Source organism: Halomonas sp. 111, from assembly GCF_052379685.1.
GTDB classification, from domain to species: domain Bacteria; phylum Pseudomonadota; class Gammaproteobacteria; order Pseudomonadales; family Halomonadaceae; genus Vreelandella; species Vreelandella citrativorans.
The window spans coordinates 202,779-226,548 of the sequence record NZ_JBQSYV010000001.1; the positions used below are offsets into that span (position 1 = coordinate 202,779).

General features: G+C 54.3%; 25 protein-coding genes and 1 riboswitch. Of the genes, 10 read left to right on the forward strand and 15 right to left on the reverse strand.

The window, feature by feature from the left end:
* Positions 1–73: 73 nt before the first annotated feature.
* The 3 genes from ACT3T7_RS00965 to ACT3T7_RS00975 all read right to left on the reverse strand — a co-directional run bounded on the left by ACT3T7_RS00965 (position 74) and on the right by ACT3T7_RS00975 (position 1,900).
* Positions 74–763: a DUF899 domain-containing protein gene (locus ACT3T7_RS00965; protein ID WP_444629797.1), complete on the reverse strand. Its 690-nt coding sequence runs from the start codon at positions 761–763 to the stop codon at positions 74–76.
* Positions 764–847: 84 nt separating this feature from the next.
* A complete protein-coding gene (locus ACT3T7_RS00970; protein ID WP_444629798.1) occupies positions 848–1,495 on the reverse strand; it encodes a glutathione S-transferase family protein in 648 nt (215 codons plus the stop codon).
* A gap of 183 nt (positions 1,496–1,678) precedes the next feature.
* Positions 1,679–1,900, reverse strand: a complete 222-nt coding sequence (locus tag ACT3T7_RS00975) for a VF530 family protein (RefSeq protein ID WP_444629799.1) — start codon at positions 1,898–1,900, stop codon at positions 1,679–1,681.
* 261 nt (positions 1,901–2,161) lie between these two features.
* Here ACT3T7_RS00975 and ACT3T7_RS00980 point away from each other — a divergent pair, with 261 nt between their 5' ends.
* On the forward strand, positions 2,162–3,967 hold the full coding sequence (locus ACT3T7_RS00980) for a DUF4153 domain-containing protein (RefSeq protein ID WP_444629800.1): 1,806 nt from the start codon (positions 2,162–2,164) through the stop codon (positions 3,965–3,967).
* A gap of 23 nt (positions 3,968–3,990) precedes the next feature.
* On the opposite strand, the gene ACT3T7_RS00985 is transcribed toward ACT3T7_RS00980, so the two are convergent.
* Both ACT3T7_RS00985 and ACT3T7_RS00990 read right to left on the reverse strand, forming a co-directional pair.
* Positions 3,991–4,266, reverse strand: coding sequence for a DUF1971 domain-containing protein (locus tag ACT3T7_RS00985; protein WP_172115986.1), 276 nt, complete (start codon positions 4,264–4,266; stop codon positions 3,991–3,993).
* A gap of 1 nt (position 4,267) precedes the next feature.
* A complete protein-coding gene (locus ACT3T7_RS00990) occupies positions 4,268–4,855 on the reverse strand; it encodes an O-methyltransferase (protein WP_444629801.1) in 588 nt (195 codons plus the stop codon).
* A gap of 148 nt (positions 4,856–5,003) precedes the next feature.
* Between ACT3T7_RS00990 and ACT3T7_RS00995 the strand changes: the two genes are divergently transcribed.
* Complete coding sequence (locus ACT3T7_RS00995) at positions 5,004–5,495, forward strand: TspO/MBR family protein (protein WP_444622717.1); 492 nt, start codon at positions 5,004–5,006, stop codon at positions 5,493–5,495.
* 123 nt (positions 5,496–5,618) lie between these two features.
* On the opposite strand, the gene ACT3T7_RS01000 is transcribed toward ACT3T7_RS00995, so the two are convergent.
* Together ACT3T7_RS01000 and ACT3T7_RS01005 are read right to left on the reverse strand one after the other, a co-directional pair.
* Positions 5,619–6,407: an aminoglycoside adenylyltransferase family protein gene (locus ACT3T7_RS01000; RefSeq protein WP_444629846.1), complete on the reverse strand. Its 789-nt coding sequence runs from the start codon at positions 6,405–6,407 to the stop codon at positions 5,619–5,621.
* A gap of 35 nt (positions 6,408–6,442) precedes the next feature.
* Positions 6,443–6,997, reverse strand: coding sequence for a GNAT family N-acetyltransferase (locus ACT3T7_RS01005; protein WP_444629802.1), 555 nt, complete (start codon positions 6,995–6,997; stop codon positions 6,443–6,445).
* Positions 6,998–7,349: 352 nt separating this feature from the next.
* Here ACT3T7_RS01005 and ACT3T7_RS01010 point away from each other — a divergent pair, with 352 nt between their 5' ends.
* From ACT3T7_RS01010 to ACT3T7_RS01020, 3 genes are all read left to right on the forward strand, one after another.
* Complete coding sequence (locus tag ACT3T7_RS01010; RefSeq protein WP_444629803.1) at positions 7,350–8,117, forward strand: SDR family oxidoreductase; 768 nt, start codon at positions 7,350–7,352, stop codon at positions 8,115–8,117.
* A 266-nt stretch (positions 8,118–8,383) separates the two neighbouring features.
* Entirely contained in the window at positions 8,384–8,635 is a 252-nt protein-coding gene (locus ACT3T7_RS01015) for a type II toxin-antitoxin system Phd/YefM family antitoxin (RefSeq protein WP_444622804.1), read from the forward strand.
* Positions 8,632–8,886 (forward strand): Txe/YoeB family addiction module toxin, encoded by a 255-nt coding sequence (locus ACT3T7_RS01020; RefSeq protein ID WP_444629804.1) that lies wholly within the window; start codon positions 8,632–8,634, stop codon positions 8,884–8,886. The genes ACT3T7_RS01015 and ACT3T7_RS01020 overlap by 4 nt, the downstream gene beginning before the upstream one ends.
* A 114-nt stretch (positions 8,887–9,000) precedes the next feature.
* Here the strand turns inward: ACT3T7_RS01020 and ACT3T7_RS01025 are convergent, their stop codons facing one another.
* The 3 genes from ACT3T7_RS01025 to gvpU all read right to left on the reverse strand — a co-directional run bounded on the left by ACT3T7_RS01025 (position 9,001) and on the right by gvpU (position 12,079).
* Positions 9,001–10,650 (reverse strand): hypothetical protein, encoded by a 1,650-nt coding sequence (locus ACT3T7_RS01025; RefSeq protein ID WP_444629805.1) that lies wholly within the window; start codon positions 10,648–10,650, stop codon positions 9,001–9,003.
* 158 nt (positions 10,651–10,808) lie between these two features.
* Positions 10,809–11,576, reverse strand: coding sequence for a DUF6615 family protein (locus ACT3T7_RS01030; protein ID WP_444629806.1), 768 nt, complete (start codon positions 11,574–11,576; stop codon positions 10,809–10,811).
* 68 nt (positions 11,577–11,644) lie between these two features.
* A complete protein-coding gene (gvpU, locus tag ACT3T7_RS01035) occupies positions 11,645–12,079 on the reverse strand; it encodes a gas vesicle accessory protein GvpU (RefSeq protein ID WP_444629807.1) in 435 nt (144 codons plus the stop codon).
* 244 nt (positions 12,080–12,323) lie between these two features.
* On the opposite strand from gvpU, the gene ACT3T7_RS01040 reads away from it, so the two are divergent.
* On the forward strand, positions 12,324–12,461 hold the full coding sequence (locus ACT3T7_RS01040; protein ID WP_444629808.1) for a phage integrase N-terminal SAM-like domain-containing protein: 138 nt from the start codon (positions 12,324–12,326) through the stop codon (positions 12,459–12,461).
* 62 nt (positions 12,462–12,523) lie between these two features.
* Here ACT3T7_RS01040 and ACT3T7_RS01045 read toward each other — a convergent pair whose 3' ends face one another.
* Positions 12,524–13,126: a class I SAM-dependent methyltransferase gene (locus ACT3T7_RS01045; RefSeq protein ID WP_444629809.1), complete on the reverse strand. Its 603-nt coding sequence runs from the start codon at positions 13,124–13,126 to the stop codon at positions 12,524–12,526.
* Positions 13,127–13,256: 130 nt separating this feature from the next.
* Positions 13,257–13,410, forward strand: a riboswitch (TPP riboswitch).
* Between the two features lie 90 nt (positions 13,411–13,500).
* On the opposite strand from ACT3T7_RS01045, the gene tenA reads away from it, so the two are divergent.
* Both tenA and thiC read left to right on the forward strand, forming a co-directional pair.
* Positions 13,501–14,169: a thiaminase II gene (gene tenA, locus ACT3T7_RS01050; RefSeq protein WP_172118006.1), complete on the forward strand. Its 669-nt coding sequence runs from the start codon at positions 13,501–13,503 to the stop codon at positions 14,167–14,169.
* Positions 14,170–14,191: 22 nt separating this feature from the next.
* Positions 14,192–16,102 (forward strand): phosphomethylpyrimidine synthase ThiC, encoded by a 1,911-nt coding sequence (gene thiC / locus ACT3T7_RS01055; RefSeq protein WP_444629810.1) that lies wholly within the window; start codon positions 14,192–14,194, stop codon positions 16,100–16,102.
* A 68-nt stretch (positions 16,103–16,170) separates the two neighbouring features.
* Here the strand turns inward: thiC and ACT3T7_RS01060 are convergent, their stop codons facing one another.
* The 4 genes from ACT3T7_RS01060 to ACT3T7_RS01075 form a co-directional block, all read right to left on the reverse strand.
* A complete protein-coding gene (locus ACT3T7_RS01060; RefSeq protein WP_172118007.1) occupies positions 16,171–17,334 on the reverse strand; it encodes a DUF2955 domain-containing protein in 1,164 nt (387 codons plus the stop codon).
* Complete coding sequence (locus tag ACT3T7_RS01065) at positions 17,324–18,385, reverse strand: HlyD family secretion protein (protein WP_172118008.1); 1,062 nt, start codon at positions 18,383–18,385, stop codon at positions 17,324–17,326. The genes ACT3T7_RS01060 and ACT3T7_RS01065 overlap by 11 nt, the downstream gene beginning before the upstream one ends.
* A gap of 243 nt (positions 18,386–18,628) precedes the next feature.
* Entirely contained in the window at positions 18,629–19,138 is a 510-nt protein-coding gene (locus ACT3T7_RS01070; protein ID WP_441678414.1) for a porin family protein, read from the reverse strand.
* Between the two features lie 77 nt (positions 19,139–19,215).
* Positions 19,216–20,136, reverse strand: a complete 921-nt coding sequence (locus ACT3T7_RS01075; protein ID WP_172118009.1) for an EamA family transporter — start codon at positions 20,134–20,136, stop codon at positions 19,216–19,218.
* A 147-nt stretch (positions 20,137–20,283) separates the two neighbouring features.
* On the opposite strand from ACT3T7_RS01075, the gene ACT3T7_RS01080 reads away from it, so the two are divergent.
* The gene (locus tag ACT3T7_RS01080; RefSeq protein ID WP_444629811.1) at positions 20,284–21,468 is read left to right on the forward strand and encodes an acetate/propionate family kinase; all 1,185 of its coding nucleotides are present in this window, start codon (positions 20,284–20,286) and stop codon (positions 21,466–21,468) included.
* On the forward strand, positions 21,465–23,648 hold the full coding sequence (gene pta / locus ACT3T7_RS01085; protein ID WP_441678420.1) for a phosphate acetyltransferase: 2,184 nt from the start codon (positions 21,465–21,467) through the stop codon (positions 23,646–23,648). The genes ACT3T7_RS01080 and pta overlap by 4 nt, the downstream gene beginning before the upstream one ends.
* Positions 23,649–23,770: the final 122 nt, after the last annotated feature.

The window sequence follows — 23,770 nt, forward strand, 5'->3', positions numbered from 1 at the left end:
AAAGTTTTCAAGAATAACGTCAATGGCCTCCCTGAGTGTATGCCCTTTTTTTCACCCCCAGTTCAGGCGAGTCTTATACGTCATACTCGTCGTGGCGACGATTCCAGCCATACGGCTCAGTTTGTGGCCAGCCTTCTGGAGAATCTTCCCAGGTTTCCTGACGGCCAAACGGGGTCAAGTCTAAATAGGTCCAGAGACTGCCAAGATATTCGACGCCTCGCGCCCCTGTAAAATAGCTGCGATATATGGCGTTGCCATCACGAATAAATACACTGACGCCGTGCCTCTCACCTTCCGCAGTCGTTACGCCAACATCATGGTTAAAGTCGCTCTCATAAGACGAGTACCATGGGATAGGATAAGCCCATCCCATACGGGACCTATACTGATTAAGTTTTTCCAAGGGGGCGCGTGACACCATCACTAGCGAGGTATCGCGAGCATGCAGATGAGCCGGGTGAGTCATGGCATCAGCGACCCACGAGCACCCTTCACAGCCCGCTTTCCAGTCAGGTGCGTACATAAAATGATACACAATGAGTTGGCGGCGCCCTTCAAACAGATCGAGCAGAGACGCTGGGCCGTTTTCGCCCTGAAACGTATAATGCTTAATCACCTTCACTACAGGTAATTTCCTACGCTCAGCACTCAGTGCGTCACGCGCGCGGGTTAGCGCTTTCTCTTTTACGAGAAACTGATCCAGCGCTAATTTCCACTCCTCCAAAGATACGACACTCGGCAATGGTTGTTTAGTGGTAGTCATGGTTTTTCTCTCCGGTGTGTTCCGTCGATCCGCACCAACACTGATAAACTTCGCCGAAGTGCTAGCGTACGGGATGCTGATCACTCACGCTGCCAAGCGCCGATTGTAGGCATCAAGGCATTTATGCCACGCTGGCCGGTCGTGACAGCGCGTTAAATAGGAAGTCACATTAGGAAACTCATCTAGAAGATTTGTATGCTGTATTTGGCTTAACGCAGCAACCATTAGAATGTCTGGATAGGTAAACTGGTCGCCAAGCAGATAGTGCTTGCTGATAAGCACATCTTCGAGCACTGCGAGGCAGTTCCTAGCCATTTCCACGAGTGCCGGACGCCGCAGCTTTGCCCACTCGGCATCCGCTTCAAATAAATCAATCACGGCAATTTGCGTCATCGGTGGCTCCACTGTATCCAGGGCAGCAAACGTCCATTGCAGGGCTTTAGCGCGTTCTGACTCACTCGTCGGCAGAAGCCTCCCTGATTGCTCCGCCAAGTAGATAACAATAGCCCCTGACTCAAAAATGATCACGCCATCATGGTCAATTGCGGGTACTTTGCCAAAGGGATTGATTGCCAAATAATCAGCGCTATGTAGCTCCCCAGCGACATCATCAAGCCCATTAACCTGATGAGGCAGTTCACACTCTTCTAGTGCCCACAGCACACGTAAATCCCTCGTAATCCCCACCACTTGCGGCGTTACTTTTCCAAATCCATACATCGTAATCATCATTAATTTCCTCACGAAAGCCGATACTTCAAACGGTCTGTGATTGCATAAGCGAACTATCACTAGTCGTTCGAGCGTGAGAGAAATCGACAAGCTACGATGTATTTTTTTATTCTCAATGGCCGCATAAACGGCGCGAGGAGCGTAAACCTCATAGCCCACTCCGCCGCTACACTTATTTCTGCGTTAATCCGTAAAGGTATTGATATACAGCGCTTCTACTTTATCCCGTGCCCACTGCGTTTTACGCAGGAATTTCAACGACGACTTAATAGAAGGATCGTTGAAGAAGCAGTTAACGTTGATCTCTGCGTACAAGCCGTCCCAGCCGTAACGCTCAACCAACCGCGTCAAGATCTTTTCAAGGCTTAAACCATGTAACGGATTATTGGGTTGTGGATGGTTCATCAAGTAATTCCTGGTGTTATTTCAAACGCCCCTTCTAATATGGCAGGCGACAAGCCACGAATGTTAACAGAGGCAGTTAAGAAAGCACGGCGGAATAGCGTTCCGCCATTGGCAGCGTACTCCTCTGCAAAGAACCAGTAATATTCGATACATTTCCATTTCCCTGTCATGGTGATGTTGTTATTTAATCCAACGCTACCCTGATTATTTTTAAAGCAACGTCAATGTTGATTAAGCTGACTCCACCTACGGACAACTGTCATGGATGATCATCGCGCAAACACGCTGGACAAGCCCACCCGTACGGGCTTGATTTTGCTGGCCGTGGTACAAGGGGTTGCGCTGCTGGCCCTTCATCTGGCGATCGAGCATGAGCACTGGCTGGCCGCGGACCAGCGCTGGCTCAAGGCGCTTTATACCGTAGCAATCGCCCTGCCCGCGCTTTATCTAATCGGCATGGAGCGGCTACGTGATCGCCTCAATTTTCTGCCGCTATTGCTGGCCCCACTGCTGTTTTGGCTGGGCTGGCACCTTGGCTGGGTAGAGCAAACACCCGAGCAACAGCAGTGGGTGCGGCACCCGTTCATGTTTGCCTTTTGCATGTCGCTTGGCGTGGCGCTTTTCATTCTGGCACTGTTTTTTCGGAGTAGCGCCACTAGCAGAACCTGGCCTACCGCCTATTCACCGCTGCTGAATTACTCTTGGGAATTCACCCAGACGCTTTCCCTATTGACGCTGTTTATTGGTGTGTTCTGGGGCCTGTTATTACTGGGGGCAACGCTGTTTTCGGCTATTGGCGTGCGCTTTTTTGAGACGCTTTTCAGCGAACCCGTGTTTATTTACCCCGTCACTTGGCTGGTGATCGGTTTAACGCTGGTGATGATTCGTAACCGCTTTCGCCTGATTCAAAGCGTGCGGCAGATGAGCGAGGCACTTATCAAAGCGTTACTGCCGCTGGTAGCCCTTATCATTCTGCTGTTTTTTTCCATGCTCCTTTTTACCGGCGTGCAGCCCGTCTGGGATACAGGCAGAGCCTCCTCCATATTAATGGCGCTGATGTTAACTCTGCTGCTGTTCTTCAACGCGGTCTTTCATCAAGCGCATGGCTTACCCCCCTATCCCACCTGGCTACGCCGCATCATCCTGCTGGCCGTTGTGCTGCTGCCGGTGGGTAGCGTGCTGGCCGCCTGGGCGCTCTGGCTGCGTATAGATCAATACGGCCTTAGCCTGGACAGGCTGTGGGCTGTCCTGCTGCAAGTGCTAACAGCGGCATTTACCGTAAGCTATAGTCTGCTTCTGCTGTGGCGCCGCCAGGCAGCACTTCCCAGCCTACAGCGCGCCAACGTTGGCTTGGCCTTGCTGGTGGCCCTTGTGTTGATCGTGGTTAACACGCCGCTAGCAGATATGCGCCACTGGGTTGCCGAGCAGCAAATCAAGCGGTTGCTGGATGGCCGCACAACAGCCGAGACGTTTGATGTTAACTACCTGCGCTACCAACTCGGCCAGCCGGGCACCCTAGCCTTGCAAGCCTTGGTAGAGAGCGAATTTGCCCAATCGCAGCCTGAGTTAGCTCGGCGTATTGAGCTTTCGCTCAGGCAAACCGAACGTTGGAGCCAGGAACCACTGGTGGATACTCAGAACCTGGCTGACGTCGCCCAACAGTTCAGGGCAAGCCCTAACGGCGCCACTCTCCCAGAGCCCTTGCTGAACCTGTTGGTTGAGCAGAATTCCGCCTGTTTAAGCCAGACGGAACCCTGCCAGACCCTACAGATCAGCAGCGGCACGCCCTTCCAGTGGCTGGTTTATGAACCTTATAGCGCGGTGGGCAAGGCGTATGGCGAGCACGATGGCGACTGGCTGTTGCTCGGCCATTTGATGCTACTCGGTACGACTCAGCCGCAAGATGACCTAACGTGCCAAACGACTCTGACTACGAATGATCTCGAACGCCTTACCGGGCCAGCCGATATCTACCGGAACGGCAACTGCCTTTATCACCTGCAGCCAACGATTGAAAACGCCAGGCAGCAGCTATCCGCTCAAGGTGAGGAAATATCAGGGGAGTAAGCAGATTGGCAGGTACTTCCCTATCAACGATAAAACTCAACAAAAAATCTTACCGGGCCCAACGGCTTTATATGATGCTTTATCGTTGGCTCTACAACACCATACTGCTCTGGGCTTAGCTCGATGATATCCAGTGCTGGCTCTTGAATGGTGTACTCCAACAAGCCTTCAAGTACCACTATTTTTCCCCACACCCCCTCTTTGGTTGTGTGGTCATTCAACAACCCTGTGGGAACGCTCTCTTCGGTGAATTCTGGCGTTCTTTTATAGGGAGAAACATTGACGGGTAAGTCTTTCATGTTATCGGCTCCTTGTAGCCAAAAACTCGCCGTTTCCGACAGGCACGGTACACGTGGCGAAATCAGGGTCTGCGGAAATTACTGTCACAAAAGGCGACATCTCTTCAGCATGAGACGTGGCATTATCAACCACAAGAAGCCCTCCTTCACGAAGAACCCGCTTAATGTCGGGCCACCATGCCAGATACTCAGAACGCTCAGAATCGAGAAAGAGAAGATCGATGCTTGATGCAGAGCAGCGACCAAGTACGGCACCCGCCTCACCATGAACCTGGGTAATGAACGGAGCAAGGCCTGAACGTTCGAAGCTCTTCGCCGCAAGCGAACGTTTGAAATCGGATTGTTCAACGGTCGTCACATGGCCGTTAATTGCCGCTGCGGCCCAAGCCAGCCAGAGTGTTGAGTAACCGTTAGACGTTCCAATTTCAAGCACGCGTTGAGCATTCGTGGCCCGAACCATCACGGAAAGGAATTCTCCCGTGTCACGGGTGATGTTCAACATGCGGCGAGGCCGGTCGGTGATGGCGCTATCGTTGCTTACACCAAACTGCTCGAGTTCAAGTAACAGCGTTTGTAGCGATTCAGTCACGTTGCACTCCCTTTGTTTAATGCCGCCTTATCTAGCTCGCCTGCCACGCTTCAACCATGCTTCACTCTTTCGCAACCGCCGCCGTGGCCGATCCCATTGCGTTACACTACGCTTGAAGTGATTTTCATACTTTACAGCAGAGGCTCACGTGCGTGCACTTTCCCGCAAAAAACAGATTCTGGGCCTGATTGGCTGGCTGGCACTGGCCTATATTGCCGCCGCCATCGGATCAGTGGCCTCCATCAACGCGGCCTCTTTCTACGCAGAGCTTGTGCAACCGCCCTGGGCACCGCCCGCTTGGCTATTCGGGCCGATGTGGACGACGCTTTACGGCCTTATGGGCGTTGCCGCCTGGCTTGCCTGGCGTGAACCCGGCGCCCAGCTCGCGCTTGTGATGTTCGCCATACAGCTGGCGCTCAACGCCTTATGGAGTTGGCTCTTCTTCGCTTGGCAGCTGGGCGCTCTCGCCTTTATCGGCGTGGCCGCGCTTTGGGTATTGATTTTGATGACGCTGGTGATGTTCTGGCGACTCAAGCCGTTGGCGGGTCTACTGCTGGTGCCTTACCTCGCTTGGGTGAGCCTGGCCTGCGCGCTGACCTGGAGCGTGTGGCAGCTTAACCCGCAAGTGTTGGGGCAATGAAAGCGACGGCGTCGCTTGTCACAGCAGGGCTGAAACCACTCGTAGTCTCAACGGCACGACAACAGGTACAAGAGCCCCCCTCCATCAAACGCCACTTGGGCAAAAAGGCATGTGAGGATTGTTTTACGGGGTATCGAGGCACCCCTCAATCGAATTTTTCAAATAGGAGGCAAGCGCTGCAACGTCCTCATGCTTATCCTGCCATCTATCCTCAATTATCCCCAGATAACCTTCCCGAGCATATTTCAATAGCATTGCATGGTCAGGTGGTGCTTGCCCTTCCGCCCACTCTGCCGCAGCATCTTTAGGAACAATATCGCCAGTGGCCGCTGTCCGCCACATGCGTGCCAAGGTTAAAACCACGTTACGCTCATCGCCCGCAGCGTCGGCCAGAAGAGTGGGCAAGGAGTGGCACATTGCCCGTCTAATATCAGCCATAGGCACAGGCTCAAAAACCTCAGCGGCGCTTCTTCCGTACAGCGAAAGACTGTTATCCCTTACCTTCTTCAGAACAATGGCAAGATCAGGATCACGGGCTGGTTTCGGAACACTTCCGGCCTCGAATTTCGCTCTCAACCACTCCCCGTAAACAAACTCAGCCCGAGGCGGAAATTGCCAAGGAACAACATCAGAAATTGTCACCACCGTCAGCTCTAACGGCCTGATGGCTTGGGAATTCCCAATCGCACCGGATACGCCCATCAACCGAGCAACCAGGGCTTTTCTTTGCCATAAGCCAGGAGGCCTTGAGACGGCGACTAAAATATCTACATCACTTTCGTGCTTTAAACCGCCAACGACAGCAGAGCCGAAGAGATAAATACCGATGATCGAATCACCCAGGACGTCTTCTACGACTAACTGTGCCTGTATTGCTTCGTTTGTTATCTCTGGGATTGTCATATTCAGAATCTACTCTTGGTCTAACGTCCACAACAGGCGCCTGGCTATGCAGGGTGATCGCTTATCAGCCGCCCATACATTGCCGAGTCAGAGACGATGCCATTGACCTCCCAACGCTGCCTTAGAAGCCCTTCTTGAGAAAATCCAAGATTCTCTAGCGTTTTCGCAGAAGATTGATTGTCTGGGTCGATCTCTGCTTCAATTCTCCGAAGTCCCAATGAGTTGAACCCGTACTGAATCAACGCCTCTCCCGCCTCGTATACATAGCCTTTACCCCAACAAGAACGGCCTAACCCAAAACCGATCTCGGCTCGTTTGGATTCCTTGTCGTAGCTAAATAGCATGCATTTACCAGCCAACTCGCCTGTAGACTTCAGGTACACACCAAGTACAAGAGACTCTTGACGCTGCATCGAATCGTGGCTGTCATTAATAAATTCAAGTGAATCCTGAATCGCTGCCCAGGGAGCAGTGTGCCAATACCGCATGACCTCAGGATCAGAAAAAATTTCCAGTAAACTATCCGCGTCATCTGTTACTAACGGTTTAATGGTCAATCGCTCGGTCTCAATCACCGGAAAAAATAGTTTTTGTGTCATTAATATCTCCATGCTTACACATAACAGCGATGATGCAGCTGCCTTGGTTAAGGGTCATCCCTCTTGTTTCCTGGGCTCTGTTGACGTTTCGACAATAAGATTTAGCCAGGCAGGGGGCAAGCTCACAGAAGAAAGGTTCCTACGCCAATAGATAGCGCGCTTGCCGTGCCCCGGCTGACACCCACGGATGAACACAGGGCGAAGCTGAAACCTATCCTGCTTCAATCATGGACTTAACACCATGAACGACCGAACATGGCGTTGGACGGAATAATTATTATAGAAAAGGCAGCCATGCCTTCCTGACGCACTCTACCTATCAGCTCAATTATAAATAGCGGGATTACCACGCATGAGACTCAAACAACGTACAGCACTCATTACCGGCGGGGCCAGCGGCATCGGGCTGGCAACGGCTGAGCGTTTTCTATCCGAAGGCGCGAACGTGGCATTGCTAGACCGGGATAGCCATGCGCTCGCCAGGGAGTGCGCCCGGCTTGAGCGCGAAATTGGCCGCCCTGTCCTGGGAGTGGAATCCGATGTCGCCGAGACGACCGCGATAAATCGCGCAGTTGCGGAGGTTGGCAATGCCTTGGGCCGAATCGACATTGTGATCAATGCCGCTGGCGTCAATGTTTTCTCAGACCCGCTCGAAACCGATGAAGCCACTTGGCGGCGTTGCCTATCGATCAATCTGGAAGGCGCGTGGCGGGTCATTCAGGCTGCGCTACCTGGCATGCTGGCCCGCAAGTATGGCCATATCGTCAACATCGCTTCAGTTCACGGACACAAGATTATTCCCGGCGCCTTTCCGTACCCGGTCGCCAAGCACGGCCTGATCGGTCTGACCCGCTCACTGGGCATCGAATATGCGGCGCGCGGCATCCGCGTCAACTCTATCTCACCCGGCCTAATCCGCACGCCGCCCGCACAAGCCTGGCTGGACGGCTTAAGCGAAGCCGAACGTCAGCAACAGATAGACTTGCTACCGTGCCAGCGCATCGGTGAGGCCGATGAGGTCGCCAACACGGCGCTGTTTCTATCCAGCGACGAAGCACGCTTTATCAATGCCACCGACATTCTGATTGATGGCGGCCGCAGCCAGGTCTACCACTCGTAACGCGGTACCTAACTAGCCACCTTCGGCGGCGATGGAAATACGACATAGGCGGGGCTCGCGGTGCAGTTTGCCGTGCTCATGACGCTTGGGTGGTTGGGGCGGTACCAGCCCGGGGGATAAATCGACTCGGGCCGCTGAATGATCAAGCGCCCCAAGCAAAACGTCTGACTGGCGTTAAAGCAGGCGCGTGAGTAGAAAGTTGTTGTCTACCGCCTTTCCATGTACAATAATCTGTACAGTACAACATTACGTACAGGAGTATTATTATGGATGCTATTAGCTATACCGCCGCCCGAAGCCACTTGGCCAAGACCATGGAGCAGGTCTGCGAAGATCATTCACCTGTCATCATCACGCGCAGCAAGGCACCTTCGGTGGTCATGCTTTCGCTGGAAGATTATGAGGCGCTACAGGAAACCGCTTACCTACTGCGTTCACCCCACAACGCGCGCCGTTTGATCGACGCCATGGCCGAGCTGGAACAAGGTGGTGGCCAAGAGAAGGAGCTCCTGGAGTGAGGCTCATCTTTGCCGAGAATGCCTGGGAAGACTACTTGTACTGGCAGAAAACCGACAAGAAGGTTCTCGGCCGCATCAATAAGCTGATCAAAGAGATTCAGCGGCAGCCGTTCGAGGGCGTAGGCAAACCCGAACCACTCAAACACGGCTTTTCCGGCTACTGGTCTCGACGAATCAACGACGAACATCGGATCGTTTACAAGGTGGCGGATGATGCGCTACTGATTGCGCAGCTTAGGTATCATTATTGATTTATGGTCAATAACGCCAGAATAACCCGCAAAGTCTGGAGCGCGCGAAGCGAACGGAAGAGTTTGTCGGGTTCATTCACTCGTTAGCATCTTGCTGCTTCGATATCCAGTTAATTAGCGACGTAGTATATTGATAATCGAAATGAGCACAGCCACGAAGCCGACCACCGCGAAGGACAGGGCGAAGGCATACAATCCTGTCCAGGCCTCGCCATTCTCGGGATACATATCAGTGAGGAGCGGCTGAACCACAAGGTCTGCAAAACCGGCAACTCCTACTAGCCCGAATACTCCTGTCAACCAACGGTCAACACGCCCTCGCTTCTTCTCCGCTCGGTATCGGCGTTCGTCCAGATGCCACCGTGCCTGCTCTTTGCCCGAAGCTATAAGACCCCTTGTTCCCGCCGCTGCTAGCAAGTAGTCAAGCGCATCTGTGATTTCCCCCGCCTGACCCGAATGGTGAATTACAGCTTCAGCCCCCGCCAGTACACTGTACGCCTCGACCAAGTCCTCATCTGATTGGGGAGAGCTCGCGGTCGCGCAGGCACGCGCAATTCGCAAATTGTGGTACTCGAAGTGCTCTGCTCTGGCCTGGTTCTCCAACAGACGACCCTGGGTGTTATCTTCCTCCCAAACATTGTCCGGCTGATCTGGCGTTCTTAGCCAAGTCCAAAGGAGGAGCGCTCTATCCCCATGGAAACAGTAATCTCCGAACAGCCGCAAATCGGGTGGCAAGGCCGGAGGGTCCTCTAATTCGCCATGTCGTCCTAGTACGCGGGATATAGATGGACCGAACTTTTCTAGCAGTTCCTCCTTCGAATCCGGCTGATCCACAAAACGCATCAATGAAATCGAGGGGCGGCCTTGCCACAGCTGTGCTTGTGGTGCCCGCCCCCCCCTTCGGCCGCTCACCGCGACCAAACTTGCGACAGCACGAACATAGATGGACCGACAAAGGTCAATTGTCGCCTCCCAATCTGATTGCCCCTCGGAGCCAGCGATTTGGTGAAGAACGCAAGATTCCCCGCTGATATCGAAGGCTCGCCCACACTTTCCAAGGGATTCTTCGAGCACCGCTCGCCCATCTCGACGTATCTTCTTTACCAGCCTTTGGGTCTTTCGGCTGGCAACTCTCTGCCCACCAATCGAAAGCTCGCTTCCAAAGTCACTAAGTAGCTCCTGTTCCGCATCTATCCGCTGAAGGTGTTCCTGAACCCAGACCCGATCAAAATATTGTTGAAATAGGTTCACTATTTCTTGAATGAAATCACCCTCATCCAATCCAGACCATGCGGCATCTAGCTGGAAGCTAATGAGCAATATTCCGTCAGAATAAAGCTTAAGCCACGGGTGGATTGGAAGAGTCAAGCCGTCGCGCTCTAAGACCAGAGGTGGTAGCGCTGCTCGGAGATGCGACGGTATCTGCCTTGCCTCTGGACTTTCGATGCGTTGTTCAAGGAATGAAAGTTCTAGGCAGAACAGGAGATCGGCAGCTGTATGCCTTGGGAGGTTGTCACTAAATTTGACTTTCCAATGGGAATCCCACTGCCGCCCTTGCGGCCGAAGCCACTCAAGCTGGACGCAACCATCCACATCAAGGTAGACGCACTTCAAGTCAGAGAAGCAAACAGTCCGGGCTATTTTGGACTTGAGAAGATTAGTGGCGGTTTTGACAAGGTCCACATCCGTGACGTCAAGGCCAACTGTATAGTTGTAGAAGGAGTTGGCCTGTTGCACTTTTAAGTTGGTCCGGTATGACGTCAAGCAAGAACTCTCCATATCGAATAGTGATGGCGCCCAATTGATGCGGCCCGAGTTTTTCGCTAACTCCTGAGCTCAGGTGCGTTTGTGGCGACAGTTGCTTTTGCGACAGCAAAAACGGCTGGCGGGTCAAGCGTCACCTGCAGCGATTTGTTAGGCACCTACTCTTCCTCCCTCAGATCGTACACGCCGATTGCCTTTATACGTGAACATTCTTCTGGCCAAGATTCCCTACCGCTAGAATTTTCAGAGTGCAAGAGGGTTTGGACATACGGTGGCAATTCCTCGGAATCCCGAACGACTCCATCTAATTCTGTGCCGAAGTAGCGGCTGAAATATTGACCTCTGCGCCTCAACGGACAGCAGAAAATGCAGTGAAACGGATTGGACTTATTGAGTATGGTTTGTAACCCAAGCCGCTTGCCAAATTTAGCGTCACCAAAAGCCTTTGCATCTGAGGCCGGCAACATAAAAACGCCAGAATCAGGTTGTAATCGACGACCACCGCACAATGCTTTGGCCCCTCCAGCATTGGGGCTATAAATTGCGTAAAACGGCAACATCGAACGTGAGGCTGCATAATTCTGAAGGGTGGCAAGTTGACTTTGGCTATTGCTTGGATAATTAAACTTGCGCACGTAGGAATCGAAGGATTTTATGAATTTCTTTGCCTGAAACAACAACGGAATAGCTTTCTTCCGCCCTACCAGCCAAAGCTCCAATTCAAAATCGGCTCCAGTTAAGTGGTGTTCTTGATGCTTCGTAAAAGTCTTGGCGGACAAGTACTTAAAGCGGCTGTCCAACTGGCGCCACCGCCAAATCAGAAAATCCGTAACGGACTCTTCATTAACATTTGGCACATTGACCATAAAATCATGCACTTCCTGACCCAGTGCAATGTTGGCTTTGCAGATATCCATATGTGTCATAGGTGCCTAACGTCTGAATTCAGGGGCGCGACGCGGCTTCATCGCGGCGCGTCCCTTGGAATGATGGGTTAGCCCGCTGCTTGCCCGAGGCTGCCCAGCGTGAAACCTGCGACTTCTGAAATGCGGCCTCGCCACCAAACCCCTTTGTTTCCGGGGATTGGGTGGCCGGAAGTATTGAAAAAGCGAGCGTTTTTAAGATGTATGTATTGCGGTGGAGGGGGCGCATCGTCGCCTTCCTTTTTGTAGATCTCACCGTACTTGGCAAAGGAATCCCTCACAGATTCTGCCGCCTCTGGATCGTTAAGGCCGCTGGAGAAGTCTTCCGCAAAACCTTCAAAGTAAGCTTTTCCGCTCGCGAGGATACCGGAGACAAGGAGGCCGCTGACCTGCAATGTAACTCCGACTTCAATGCCGTCGTTTGCCATGTTTACCAATGACTGAAGGAACCAGTCGTGCGGAACGGCGAACGGCGCGGGCTCTGCGTTTGTTGTTTCATCTGTCATGTGGAACTCCTTTTGAAAAGAGGGCTACAACAGTGATTATATAGTCGGCTGCATAACCTCAATGAACGTGCTGGCGCGTTCATTGAGGTTATGCAGCCGCTCTGATCAAATCTACCTCATTGATTCTATTGCTAGCAAAGCAAATTTTGGCTGCCTATCCAAAATTCGCGTGCTGGCACGATTTGCCATCCTCAATAATGCTGTATATAAATACATATAAATATTCATGCAAAGGGATACCCCCATGAAGCCAAAGGATAGGGTCCGGGCTACCTTGCGGGTAAAACGCTATAGCCTTCGCACTGAGAAAACGTATTGCTACTGGATTCGTTTTCATGACAAGTGCCAGCCAGCTATGGTTAAAGGTATAGAGGTGGAGTAGTTCCTGGAGTATTTGACGATAGGAAAGCGCGAGGCAGCTGCCACAAATAAGCAGCGTCTCGGTTAAATCACTGGTTTTCTTAAAATCAGATCAAACCGATGCCAGTGGTGCTTTTCCAGCCCACCCTCCCCCTCGCTTTCGCGTAAAAGCTCAATTTTCAGACCATCGCACAGCGCTTCTATTTCTTGCATCGAGTGAAAGCTCATTGCTGGATGCTTGGCCCAATCGTGCCTGTCTCCGAAGAGGTGCCCGACAAATAACCCTCCCGGTTCAAGCGCTGAAAGGATCATGTTCCATAGAATGGGAAAGTGCGCTGGCTCGCAGAACGGTAGGCTTAACCCCGCGTGGATCAGGGCAGACGATGGCAGGCCTTTCAATTCCTCGAAGCGCGAAACCATCACTTTCAGATCAGCGCCGGGTAATTTAGCTTTCAGTGTTTCGATTCGCGCAATGGCGTTGGGCGCTTTGTCGATCGCCAAGACTTTCCACCCCGACGTCAGCAGTAGCGCGGTTTCGATGCCGCCTCCACATCCTAAATCGATAGCATGGCCGTTGCCTTTGGCTAAGCACTCATCCCCCAAAGCGCGGCGTAACAGCGGCGAGGCGGCTCGCGTTTGATTGGCGCGATAGAAGGCTTCCCAACCCGTTTTGTTATCGGTGGTCAATGTCAGTACTTCCTGATCGCATCATGCTGTGGTGGTGAGTGTTGATAGACATAATCGATTCAAATTAACACGTAGCACCGTCGTTCGCCCCCTTGCATCTCCTTCCACCGCCACCTAGACTCGCTGAGTTGAATGCTTGACGGGGTGCCGGTGATATCCGGCTGAGATGGCGCAGGGCGTAGCAATTTTGCTGCCAAGCGCTGGTCCCGCTGAACCTGATCCGGCTAATGCGCTGCTTTTGATGTAGCGCGGGTACCGGCGTAGGGATCAAGCGATGGCGCCGGCTAGCTCTCTCCCACAATCGCTCGCCACCCTTCCGTGCCATTTCCTCGATCTTTTCGCCTGCCCTTCGGATCACCACCACCGGAGGATGTATGGGCTACCGCTTTACTGATTTAACCACTGCCTGCCATGACGATTGGCGCGCCTACATTGAGCACGACTTTGTGCGCCAGCTGGGCAACGCCACGCTGCCTGAAGCGTCATTTCGTCACTACCTGAAGCAGGATTATCTGTTTCTGATTCACTTCGCTCGCGCCTATGCATTGGCCGCCTACAAAAGCCCTACGCTTGCCGATTTGCGCCAGGCCCACGAAGGGTTGAAAACCATTGTGGATGTGGAACTGGGCTTGCACGTGGGCTTTTGTCGCGAGTGGGGTATTTCCGAGGAGGCACTTGCCGAGCTACAAGAAGCTCGGGCGACCATGGCCTACACCCGCTACGTGCTGGATACCGGTAACCGTGGCGACCTGCTGGATTTACACGTGGCACTTGCCCCCTGCCTGGTGGGCTATGGCGAGATCGCCAACTGGCTGAACGCGCAATCCTCCACAGTGCGTGGCGGCGATAACCCGTTCGATGCCTGGATAGCGATGTACGAAAGCGAGGAGTTTCAGGCCGCCATGCAGGCCGAGCTTGAATGGCTGGATGCTCGCCTCGCCGACGTCACCCCTGCCCGCTTTAATGAGCTCAGCAAAATTTTCCGCGATGCCACGCGCTTGGAAATCGACTTCTGGCAGATGGGCCTGGACCTTTCCCATTAATTCCAATAACAAGGATATAACCGTGAACAAAACCGTTACCCAGAAGACAGCCCGCTTTCTTGCCGAAACCGCCCAAGTGGATGCCGCCGCGATTTCTCCGCTGCCCGGTTCAGGCAAGGTGTATCTTGAAGGCTCGCGCCCGGATATCCGCGTGCCGTTCCGGGAAATCAGCCTCTCGCCGACCAAAACGACCAGCGTGGATGAACAGAATCCGCCGCTGCTGGTGTACGACACCTCTGGCCCCTACACCGACCCCAACGCCCAGATTGATCTACGCCGTGGGCTTCCCGCGCTTCGCCGTGCGTGGATTGAGGAGCGCGACGACACCGAGTTTTTAGAAGGCCATACGTCTGAGTACGGCAAACGCCGCGCCAACGACCCCATGCTGGCCCAGCTGCGCTTTGATTTGAAACGCACGCCGCGTCGGGCAAAAGAAGGCAAGAACGTTACCCAGCTGCACTACGCCCGCCAAGGGATTATCACGCCGGAAATGGAGTTTATCGCCCTGCGCGAGAACCAGCGCCGCCAAGCGCTGGGCGATGCCGAGGTAGAGCGAATCCTGGGCCACCAGCATCGCGGCCAGAGCTTCGGCGCCAGCATCCCAGAAGAGATTACGCCGGAGTTTGTGCGCGATGAAGTTGCTCGTGGGCGGGCGATTATTCCCAATAACATCAATCACCCCGAAAGTGAGCCGATGATTATCGGGCGTAACTTTCTGGTCAAGATTAACGGCAACCTGGGTAACTCGGCCGTCACCTCGTCGATTGAAGAAGAAGTCGACAAAATGACCTGGGGGATTCGCTGGGGCGCGGATACCATCATGGATCTCTCCACCGGGCAGAACATTCACGAAACCCGCGAATGGATTTTGCGTAATTCGCCAGTGCCTATCGGTACGGTGCCCATCTATCAAGCGCTGGAGAAGGTCAACGGCGTGGCCGAAAACCTGACCTGGGAGGTGTTTCGCGATACGTTGATCGAGCAGGCCGAACAGGGTGTGGATTACTTCACCATTCACGCAGGCGTTTTGCTGCGCTATGTGCCGCTGACCGCCAACCGGGTGACGGGCATCGTCTCACGCGGCGGTTCGATTATGGCCAAATGGTGTTTGTACCATCATCAGGAGAGCTTTCTGTACACCCACTTCGAGGAGATCTGCGAGATCTGTAAGCAGTACGATGTGGCGTTCTCGCTAGGTGACGGCCTGCGCCCAGGCTCTATCGCCGATGCCAATGACGAAGCGCAGATGGCCGAGCTTAAAACCCTGGGTGAGCTGACCCACATTGCCTGGAAGCACGACGTGCAGGTAATGATTGAAGGTCCCGGCCACGTGCCCATGCATCTTGTGAAGGAGAACATGGACAAGCAGTTGGAGTACTGCGACGAGGCGCCCTTCTACACGCTCGGCCCGTTGGTCACGGATATCGCACCAGGCTACGACCATATTACCTCGGGCATTGGGGCGGCGATGATCGGCTGGTTTGGTTGTGCCATGCTCTGCTATGTCACGCCAAAAGAGCACTTGGGCCTGCCCAATAAAGATGACGTCAAGACCGGCATTATTACCTACAAAATTGCCGCCCACGCGGCGGATCTCGCCAAGGGCCACCCGGCAGCACAGCGGCGTGATAACGCGCTTTCCAAGGCGCGGTTTGAATTCCGCTGGGAAGACCAGTTCAATCTGGGCCTCGACCCGGACACCGCGCGGGAATTCCATGATGAAACCCTGCCCAAGGATTCCGCGAAGGTCGCGCATTTTTGCTCCATGTGCGGGCCCAAGTTCTGCTCGATGAAGATTAGCCAGGAAGTGCGCGACACCTACCGCGACCGCACGCCAGAAAGCACTAACGACGCGGAGTCCGTTAAGCGCGGCATGGAAGAGCAGGCGGAGAAATTTCGCCAAACGGGAAGCCAGCTGTACCAGGAAGTGTAAAGCGGTTTAAAAACTCAAGGGTTAAACGCAAACAGGGGCCTGAAAGCCCCTGTTGTCGACGTGTTACGCTAACTTTCGGGTAGTCGCGTTGGCTCCCAAAGATTAAGCAAATAATGCAGGCAAGCCATAACGAGTAGCGTTACTACCAGCGCCACGCTCATGGATGAGAAGCGATACAGCGCGCTATAGACAAGGTCCTGACTGGGGCCTAATGATTGCCCAAACAGAATGCCTAAAGTGGTCATCCCGCCAAACCCAATGCCGGAACCACCGCCTTCAAGTATGTGTTCGCGCCCAAACAGCAATAGCCCCAACCAATAAAGCACAATCGCCAGCAGGAAGTGGTTGCTTTGCGTATAAAGCAGAAGCTGCATTATCAGCGCCAGGTTACACCCCAACAGCGTGCCGATGGCGCGTTTGCGAGCGGATACGCGCGCACCGGCATACCCCATCGCGAACAGCACCAGAATGGTCGCCATTTGTGCCGAGAGCGACCCCTGCAGGTCAAACACCTGAAAAACGACAAAGGAAAGTGTCGCGGTAATGCCGCCCATCAGCGTTTCATGGCGCATCTGCGCTTTCGTCTTGGTGCTTTTGGGCGGCGGTTGGCGGGGCTCAACGTCGGGGAAAAGTGTGTACATCAGCATGGCGATGAACACGGCAAGCACACTGGCCACAAAATTGGAGGCCAACAAATCCGCTAGATCGACGCTGGGGTAGCTCGCAAAATGCAGCAGGATGCTTAAGGTTAATACGCCATTGGCCCCAAACAGAAACAACGGGCCTTTTGCCATCAAGCTAAACCGAAACAGGAACATACCCAACACGACCAGCGTCATCACCACCGGCATATGTTTAAGTAGGCCGACCACCAGGCTGACTTCCAGCGCATTCACCGATACGTTACCTAAAAACTGGCGAATAATGCTGATATTCAGAATGGGCACCATACCCAGCAAAAACATCGGAAAAACGGTAAAGAAGACGCCGTAGTTCCAACCCATTAACTGACTGATAATAAATCCGAGCGTGCCACCACCAGCCACCCGCAAACACTGGCGAAGGGCATTCTCACTCAGGCGATGGTAAGCAGGTGCCTCTGGGCCAGCGCCGCTACGGCGGGGCGTGCGCTTAAAAAAACTACGCAACACGTGACTGATTGACCACGTGCTGGCATCCGCCGGTTTTGTATCAGCGGGCCCTGCAGTAGTAGAGCCCGCATCAGTAGACATAATGTAGCCAACTGATCAGATGCGTTTGTAGCCATGCAAAGGGGTGCGCCAGCGCATGTTCTCCCGGCAGCAGTTGCACCGTTGCCCGGGCACCACTTGGCAGCAGCGCCGCAATGGGTTCGTTGAGGGCAACATGAATACGCAAACGCTGCGCATCGCGCACCCAGCGGTCAGAGGTAGGAATATCCGCCAGCTGCCCATCAGCGGTCAGTTGCCCTTCCCGCACGCCAGCATCAAAAGCACTGACCTGCCCTTCAAAGATATGCCCAGGCATGGCATCAAAGATCACCGCAGCCGAGTCGCCGGGCAGTACGTGGCGTAGGCTTTTTTCACGGAAGTCGGCAACGATATCCATGTTCTGAGTCACCAGTGCAATCACTGGCTGCCCTGCCTGAACATAGTCGCCCACCTGAAGCTGCAAGTTCGTCACCTGGCCTGACTCTGCCGCCCGCACTTCGGTACGTTCGACGTCCAACTGCGCTTTCTCAAGGGCGTTGTCGGCTTGGCGCAAGCGCAGGTTGGTATTTCCGTTCTCGCCTAGCTGTACTTCCAGGCTCTGTATGTTCGCCTCGGCGGAAGCCACGTCTGCCAGGGCGGTATGCTCAGCCGCTACCTGCTGCTCGTACTGCTGGCGTGAAATACTCTGCCGCCCCACCAGGGTTTCGCCACGGCGCCGCTCGCTGCTGCGCTCCTCCGCAACGGCCTGGGCAGAGGCCAGCACCGCCCGGGCGGCGGCAAGCTCTGCTTCAAGGCGCGTGTTTTCGCGCTCAGCCTGCTCACGATTTAGCCGCGCTTGATCAAGGGCAAGCTGAAAGGGCTCGGGGTCCAGACGAAACAGCACATCGCCTTTAGCAACCTGCTGATGGTCACGCACGGCCACTTCTTTCACTGGCGCGCTGAGCTCTGGCGCCACACGGGCAACCGGGCGCATTACCCTGGCCTCGGGCGTCATGGGCATGAAGCTGTCAGCTATCAAGAAATAGATAAACAGCAGTGCAAAGGCAGCCAGCGCTACCTTCACCCAGCGGGCGAATTTTTGATCAGGGGACATGAAGTTTTACTCGTTGATTTGCGCACCTTCTGCGTACGCGCAGAGCGCTTATGGCCAGCGCATGCTTAATGGAATAGCGTATTTTAGCAAATGATTAGCAAGCTAACAATAAGCCACCCTTCTGCTTTATGAACGTTATTGAGTAGCGTCCTTGGCTGCCTGCAGAAAAACCCTATAAAAAAACCCCAGAGCCAAAAGGCCCTGGGGTTGGATACACCACTAACGCGTTTTAAGCGTTAATCATTAAAAACGGTATTTTAAGCCCACACTTGCGGCATCGAAATCGTAGGCAGACTTGTCCAGATAACGCATGTAATCAGCGCTGATGGCCAGATTGTTGGCGACATCAATTTCACCGCCCGCGCCATAGGAGAAACCGCTTTCTCTGTCGTGGTCGAAGTCCACTTCAGTGACACCGACCAGACCATAAAGGCGCGCATTGGGGGTAATAGGCGCGATGCCTTTTGCGTAAGCACCTACCAGGTAATCCAGCTTGGTATCACCATCGGAGCCACCGGTACCCAGATGCCCTTCGAGCGCGAAGTAATCATTGAACTGCGCGCCACCGCGTAAACGCAGGCCTACGTCGTTACGTGAGGAACCGCGGTCAGGGTCAAGGTTCCAAAACATGGCGTCGCCCGCCACGTAACCTTCAGGGTAACCCAATGATTGCTGTGCCTGGGCTGATGCAGCGAATGCACCCGCGCCGACCAAGAGTGCCGCAGAAGTGAGTGATAATACGGTCATCTTCATCGTCATGTACCTCCGTTAAAAAACAGTGTTTCCTTACACAGATTCATTGTGGTACATGTCCGGAAAGAACGCAACGTTTACCGCCCCTTGGATAGGCTAAGTGCGACAATACCACCCACCACAACAGCCCCGCCCAATAACTGGCCTGGGCTTAGCGTTTGCCCTAATACGAAATAGCCGATCACCAAAGAGGCGACAGGTTCGATATTCATGACCGGGGCGTTGCGCGCCATATCCAGGCGCGGCACAAAAATAAACAGTGTCGAGAACGCGGTGGCGTAGAGCAGCGCCAAAAGCCCCAAACCCACCCAGCCTTGGCTATTGTCAGGTAGGCTCATGCCGCCTGGCACGACACCTAAAACCCCGCCGATTACCATGGCGAAAAACACGGTTTGCATGGTTAAAAGACTGCGCAGCGTGCTGCCTACCTGGGATAAACGGTGCTCGGTAACCCATAGCGCGCAGGCGAAAACGAACGCGGCCAGCAACCCAAATCCAATACCGGCGACCCATTCCGGCCCCATACTGTCAGCACTGGAAAGCCACGCAGGAATATCCAGCACGACCAACAGCCCGATTAAAATGGTCCCCATAATAAGGCAGCTGCGAAGCGTTGGACGCGGCCCGCCCAGCGCCCAACTCAATAGTGCTAACTGAATGGGGAAGGTATTGACCAACAGTAGCGCAATAACGACAGGAAGCCGCGCAACCGCTGAATAAAGGCTGACACTTTGAATGGTGATAAGAAGGCCTACCACCAGTTGCCAAGGCCAAGTGCCCGAAGGCAGCCATAAGCGTTTCTTCTGAACGATCACAAGGGCGAGCAGGATCAAACAGGCTACCCCGGAACGCGTTAATACGGCCAGCAGTAACCCTGTACCGTTATCAAAGGCAAGCCTGGCCGATACATGGTTGGCAGCGAACATGGTGCCAACGGTCATTAGCAGCAAAATGGCCAAGTGGCGCGGAAGGTGGTTGGGTAACGAGGACGTAGTCATAGGCTCCAGGCAGCAAAAGAACGTTAACCGCCAAGCATGCCCGGATTTGAGTCGAATGGCTAAACAAATATCCGCCTACGTTAATGCCCCTTGCCGCCTGCCACACTAAAGTACAAACTAAACCTTTACTCTTTTGGTAGATTCTTTATGAATGCACCGGTGCTGGTTATTAATTGTGGTTCATCCTCTATTAAATACGCACTGATCGATCCGGCCCCTGATGCCCCGCGCTTAGCAGGCTTGGCAGAGCGCTTAGGCAGCGCCGATGCCCGTTTAAAAGGAATAAATAGCGCGGGGGGAAGCTTTAGCCATGCACTCCCCAATGCTGACCATACTCAAGCGCTCAACGCCATTTTAAACAGCCTGGAAGGACGCATTCCTGGCGCTATTGGGCATCGCATTGTTCATGGCGGAGAGAAGTTTACTCAGGCCGCCTTGATTGATAGTGATGTTATCAGTGCGATTAAGGCCACCGCCGCGCTGGCGCCCCTGCATAACCCTGCCAACCTGGCAGGCATCAGCGCTACTCAAAAGATATTTCCAGCACTACCTCAGGTTGCGGTATTCGATACCGCGTTTCACCAAACCCTCCCCGTAAAAGCTTACCGCTATGCCCTGCCAGAGAGCCTCTACGCTGAACACGGCATTCGTCGCTACGGGTTTCATGGCACTAGCCACGCCTTTGTTAGCCAGCGTGCGGCCGAGCTTAGCCCTCGCGGTGCGGGCGGTTGGTTAACAGCCCACTTGGGCAACGGCTGTTCCACCGCAGCGGTGTGGAATAATCAAAGCCTGGACACCAGCATGGGCCTTACCCCGCTGGAAGGCCTGGTGATGGGCACGCGCAGCGGCGACGTCGACCCAGGCTTGCACGCCCATTTACACCGCCAGCTGGGCTGGTCGATGGACAAGATTGATGATGTGCTGAATAAGCAAAGCGGGCTATTGGGGCTTTCTGGCTTAACCAACGATATGCGTGAAGTCGAGGAAGCAGCAGAGCAGGGTCATGAAGGCGCCATGCTGGCGCTGGATGTATTTTGCTACCGCATTGCTAAGTCGCTTGCTGCTCTCTCTTGCGCACTGCCGACGCTTGATGGCGTCATTTTTACCGGTGGCATCGGCGAGAACTCTCCTCTTGTACGCAGCCGCGTTATCAGCCTACTGCCTCACTTTGGCTTTGCCCTTGATGAGGCGAGCAATGACGTGATGATTCGCGGTAAAGAGGGCAAGCTGGACAGGGCAAATCACCAGGGTCCCGAAGCCTGGGTCATTCCTACCGACGAAGAAGGCCGTATCGCGATGGAAACACGTCAATGCCTGGAGGCCCAAGCATGAGCTCGTCCCCCTCTCAACCTCAAGCCATTCTTCTGGTGCCCACAAGCATGGGGGCCGGATTAACCTCAGCCTGTTTAGGCTTGATTCAGGCGCTCGACACCATTGGCCTTAAAGCCGGGTTTTTGAAGCCGTTTATGCAAAAAGAGCTGAACGGCCCGGGCCTTGATCGCTCAACGGCACTGGTGTCTCGCACGCTCAACCTGCGCCCGCCTTCGCCGATCTCACAAGCCCGGCTGGAGCGCCTGCTGCGCGATGACCAAACCGATGAGCTAATGGAAAATGTGGTCGAGCTTTATGAGCAGGTAATGCAACAGGCTGAGCGGGACGGTAATGCGCTGGATTTAGTCGTAGTGGAAGGCGTAGTGCCTACCCAGTACACCACGTACGCGACGCAAACCAATGCTCAACTGGCGCATGCACTTAATGCCCGAATCATTCTGGTTGGCACCGGGGATTTAAACGAGCCACAGGCACTTGCTGAAGAGCTGGATATGCACGCCAGAAGCTTTGGCGGGGTTAGCTCGACCCGCACGTTGGGCGGCATCCTGATGCGCATGAAGAACCTGCCTTACGGCCAGGAAGATGACCTTTCGGCAGCGCCGGGCACCATTAAACCGCAGCTTGAAGAGTCGGTGCTTAACGAGCTTCGCGGCTATTCACCGTCACTAGCCACCGACAGTTTTCACCTAATCGGCATCGTGCCTTACAGCAAAACCCTCAATGCGCCCCGCACGCTGGACGTGGCACGGGCACTAAGTGCCAAGGTGCTGAATGAAGGCGATGCGGCAAGCCGCCGGGTAATGTCGACAAGCCTGTGTGCGCGTAGCGCGGCGAATGCGCTGCATATCTTTACACCCGGCAGTCTGGTGGTGGCGTCTGGCGACCGTGACGACGTCGTGCTGGCGTCCGCCCTCGCTACCATGAACGGCACTCAGTTGGCGGGCATATTGCTGACCAACGGTTTTTTGCCTAACGACAATATGATTGAGATGTGTCGCCCAGCGCTTAGAACCGGCCTGCCCGTGCTGGCGGTTGAAACCGACAGCCTGACCACGGCTCAAAACTTGAGCCAGCTTAGCAGTGAAATCCCCGTTGATGATTTCGAGCGTGCCGAGCAGGTGGCGCGCTTTGTCGCTGCCCATATCGACCTTGAATGGCTAAAAGATAAGTTAAGCCACGGCTATGCACGGCGCTTATCTCCTTCGGCGTTTCGCTATCAGTTGGTTAAACAGGCTCAGCACGCAAAAAAACGAATCGTACTGCCGGAAGGCGACGAGCCCCGCACGGTGGAGGCAGCGATTATTTGTCAGCGGCGCGGCATTGCCAACTGCGTGCTGTTGGGCAGTCGTGAAAACATCGAGGAAGTGGCGCGTAACCGCGGTTTAGCACTGCCTGACGAGTTGACGATTATCGACCCCGAAAGCACGCGTGCCCACTATATCGCGCCCATGGTAGAACGTCGGCGTGGCAAGCTTAACGAACTCACCGCTGAGGCCCAGCTACAGGATAACGTGGTGCTTGGCACCATGATGCTCCAGCTGGATGAAGTCGATGGCCTTGTCTCGGGTGCTATCCACACCACCGCTAACACCGTGCGCCCGGCGTTTCAGCTGATAAAGACCGCGCCAGAATATAGCCAGGTATCGTCAATCTTCTTTATGCTGCTGCCAGAGCAGGTAGTGGTGTATGGCGATTGTGCGGTGAACCCGGACCCGGATGCCGAAACGCTGGCTGAAATAGCCCTGCAAAGCGCCCGCTCCGCAGAAGCGTTTGGCATTGAGCCGCGCGTGGCCATGATCAGCTACTCAACGGGAGATTCAGGCACCGGCGCGGATGTCGATAAAGTGCGTGAAGCTACGCGCATCGCCAAAGAGCGTGCCCCGCACTTATTGATCGATGGCCCGCTTCAGTACGATGCAGCCGCCATTGAGAGCGTGGGTAAGCAGAAAGCGCCAGATTCGCCCGTAGCGGGCCGCGCCACCGTCTTTGTATTCCCGGACCTGAACACCGGCAACACGACCTACAAAGCGGTGCAGCGTAGTGCCCGCGTAGTCAGCGTCGGCCCCATGCTGCAAGGCTTAAACAAACCGGTGAATGACCTTTCCCGAGGCGCGCTGGTGGATGATATCGTCTACACCATCGCGCTGACCGCTATTCAGGCAAGCCAGCGAGAAGCGTAAACCCGTCATCGCACCTGATAAGCTTCGCAGGTGCGATCAATGGTAAGTAAGCTTTAAGACAAGAAAAAGCCCCGGGCAGTTTAACTACCCGGGGCTTTTCTAATTCAACCACTTAGCGGTGT

Bases quoted from the DNA above. Each gene is read 5' to 3' on its own strand.
- ACT3T7_RS00965 (WP_444629797.1), bottom strand. From the start codon at position 763: ATGACTACCACTAAACAACCATTGCCGAGTGTCGTATCTTTGGAGGAG.
- ACT3T7_RS00970 (WP_444629798.1), bottom strand. From the start codon at position 1,495: ATGATGATTACGATGTATGGATTTGGAAAAGTAACGCCGCAAGTGGTG.
- ACT3T7_RS00975 (WP_444629799.1), bottom strand. From the start codon at position 1,900: ATGAACCATCCACAACCCAATAATCCGTTACATGGTTTAAGCCTTGAA.
- ACT3T7_RS00980 (WP_444629800.1), top strand. From the start codon at position 2,162: ATGGATGATCATCGCGCAAACACGCTGGACAAGCCCACCCGTACGGGC.
- ACT3T7_RS00985 (WP_172115986.1), bottom strand. From the start codon at position 4,266: ATGAAAGACTTACCCGTCAATGTTTCTCCCTATAAAAGAACGCCAGAA.
- ACT3T7_RS01005 (WP_444629802.1), bottom strand. From the start codon at position 6,997: ATGACACAAAAACTATTTTTTCCGGTGATTGAGACCGAGCGATTGACC.
- ACT3T7_RS01010 (WP_444629803.1), top strand. From the start codon at position 7,350: ATGAGACTCAAACAACGTACAGCACTCATTACCGGCGGGGCCAGCGGC.
- ACT3T7_RS01015 (WP_444622804.1), top strand. From the start codon at position 8,384: ATGGATGCTATTAGCTATACCGCCGCCCGAAGCCACTTGGCCAAGACC.
- ACT3T7_RS01030 (WP_444629806.1), bottom strand. From the start codon at position 11,576: ATGACACATATGGATATCTGCAAAGCCAACATTGCACTGGGTCAGGAA.
- gvpU (WP_444629807.1), bottom strand. From the start codon at position 12,079: ATGACAGATGAAACAACAAACGCAGAGCCCGCGCCGTTCGCCGTTCCG.
- ACT3T7_RS01040 (WP_444629808.1), top strand. From the start codon at position 12,324: ATGAAGCCAAAGGATAGGGTCCGGGCTACCTTGCGGGTAAAACGCTAT.
- tenA (WP_172118006.1), top strand. From the start codon at position 13,501: ATGGGCTACCGCTTTACTGATTTAACCACTGCCTGCCATGACGATTGG.
- ACT3T7_RS01060 (WP_172118007.1), bottom strand. From the start codon at position 17,334: ATGTCTACTGATGCGGGCTCTACTACTGCAGGGCCCGCTGATACAAAA.
- ACT3T7_RS01065 (WP_172118008.1), bottom strand. From the start codon at position 18,385: ATGTCCCCTGATCAAAAATTCGCCCGCTGGGTGAAGGTAGCGCTGGCT.
- ACT3T7_RS01070 (WP_441678414.1), bottom strand. From the start codon at position 19,138: ATGAAGATGACCGTATTATCACTCACTTCTGCGGCACTCTTGGTCGGC.
- ACT3T7_RS01075 (WP_172118009.1), bottom strand. From the start codon at position 20,136: ATGACTACGTCCTCGTTACCCAACCACCTTCCGCGCCACTTGGCCATT.
- ACT3T7_RS01080 (WP_444629811.1), top strand. From the start codon at position 20,284: ATGAATGCACCGGTGCTGGTTATTAATTGTGGTTCATCCTCTATTAAA.
- pta (WP_441678420.1), top strand. From the start codon at position 21,465: ATGAGCTCGTCCCCCTCTCAACCTCAAGCCATTCTTCTGGTGCCCACA.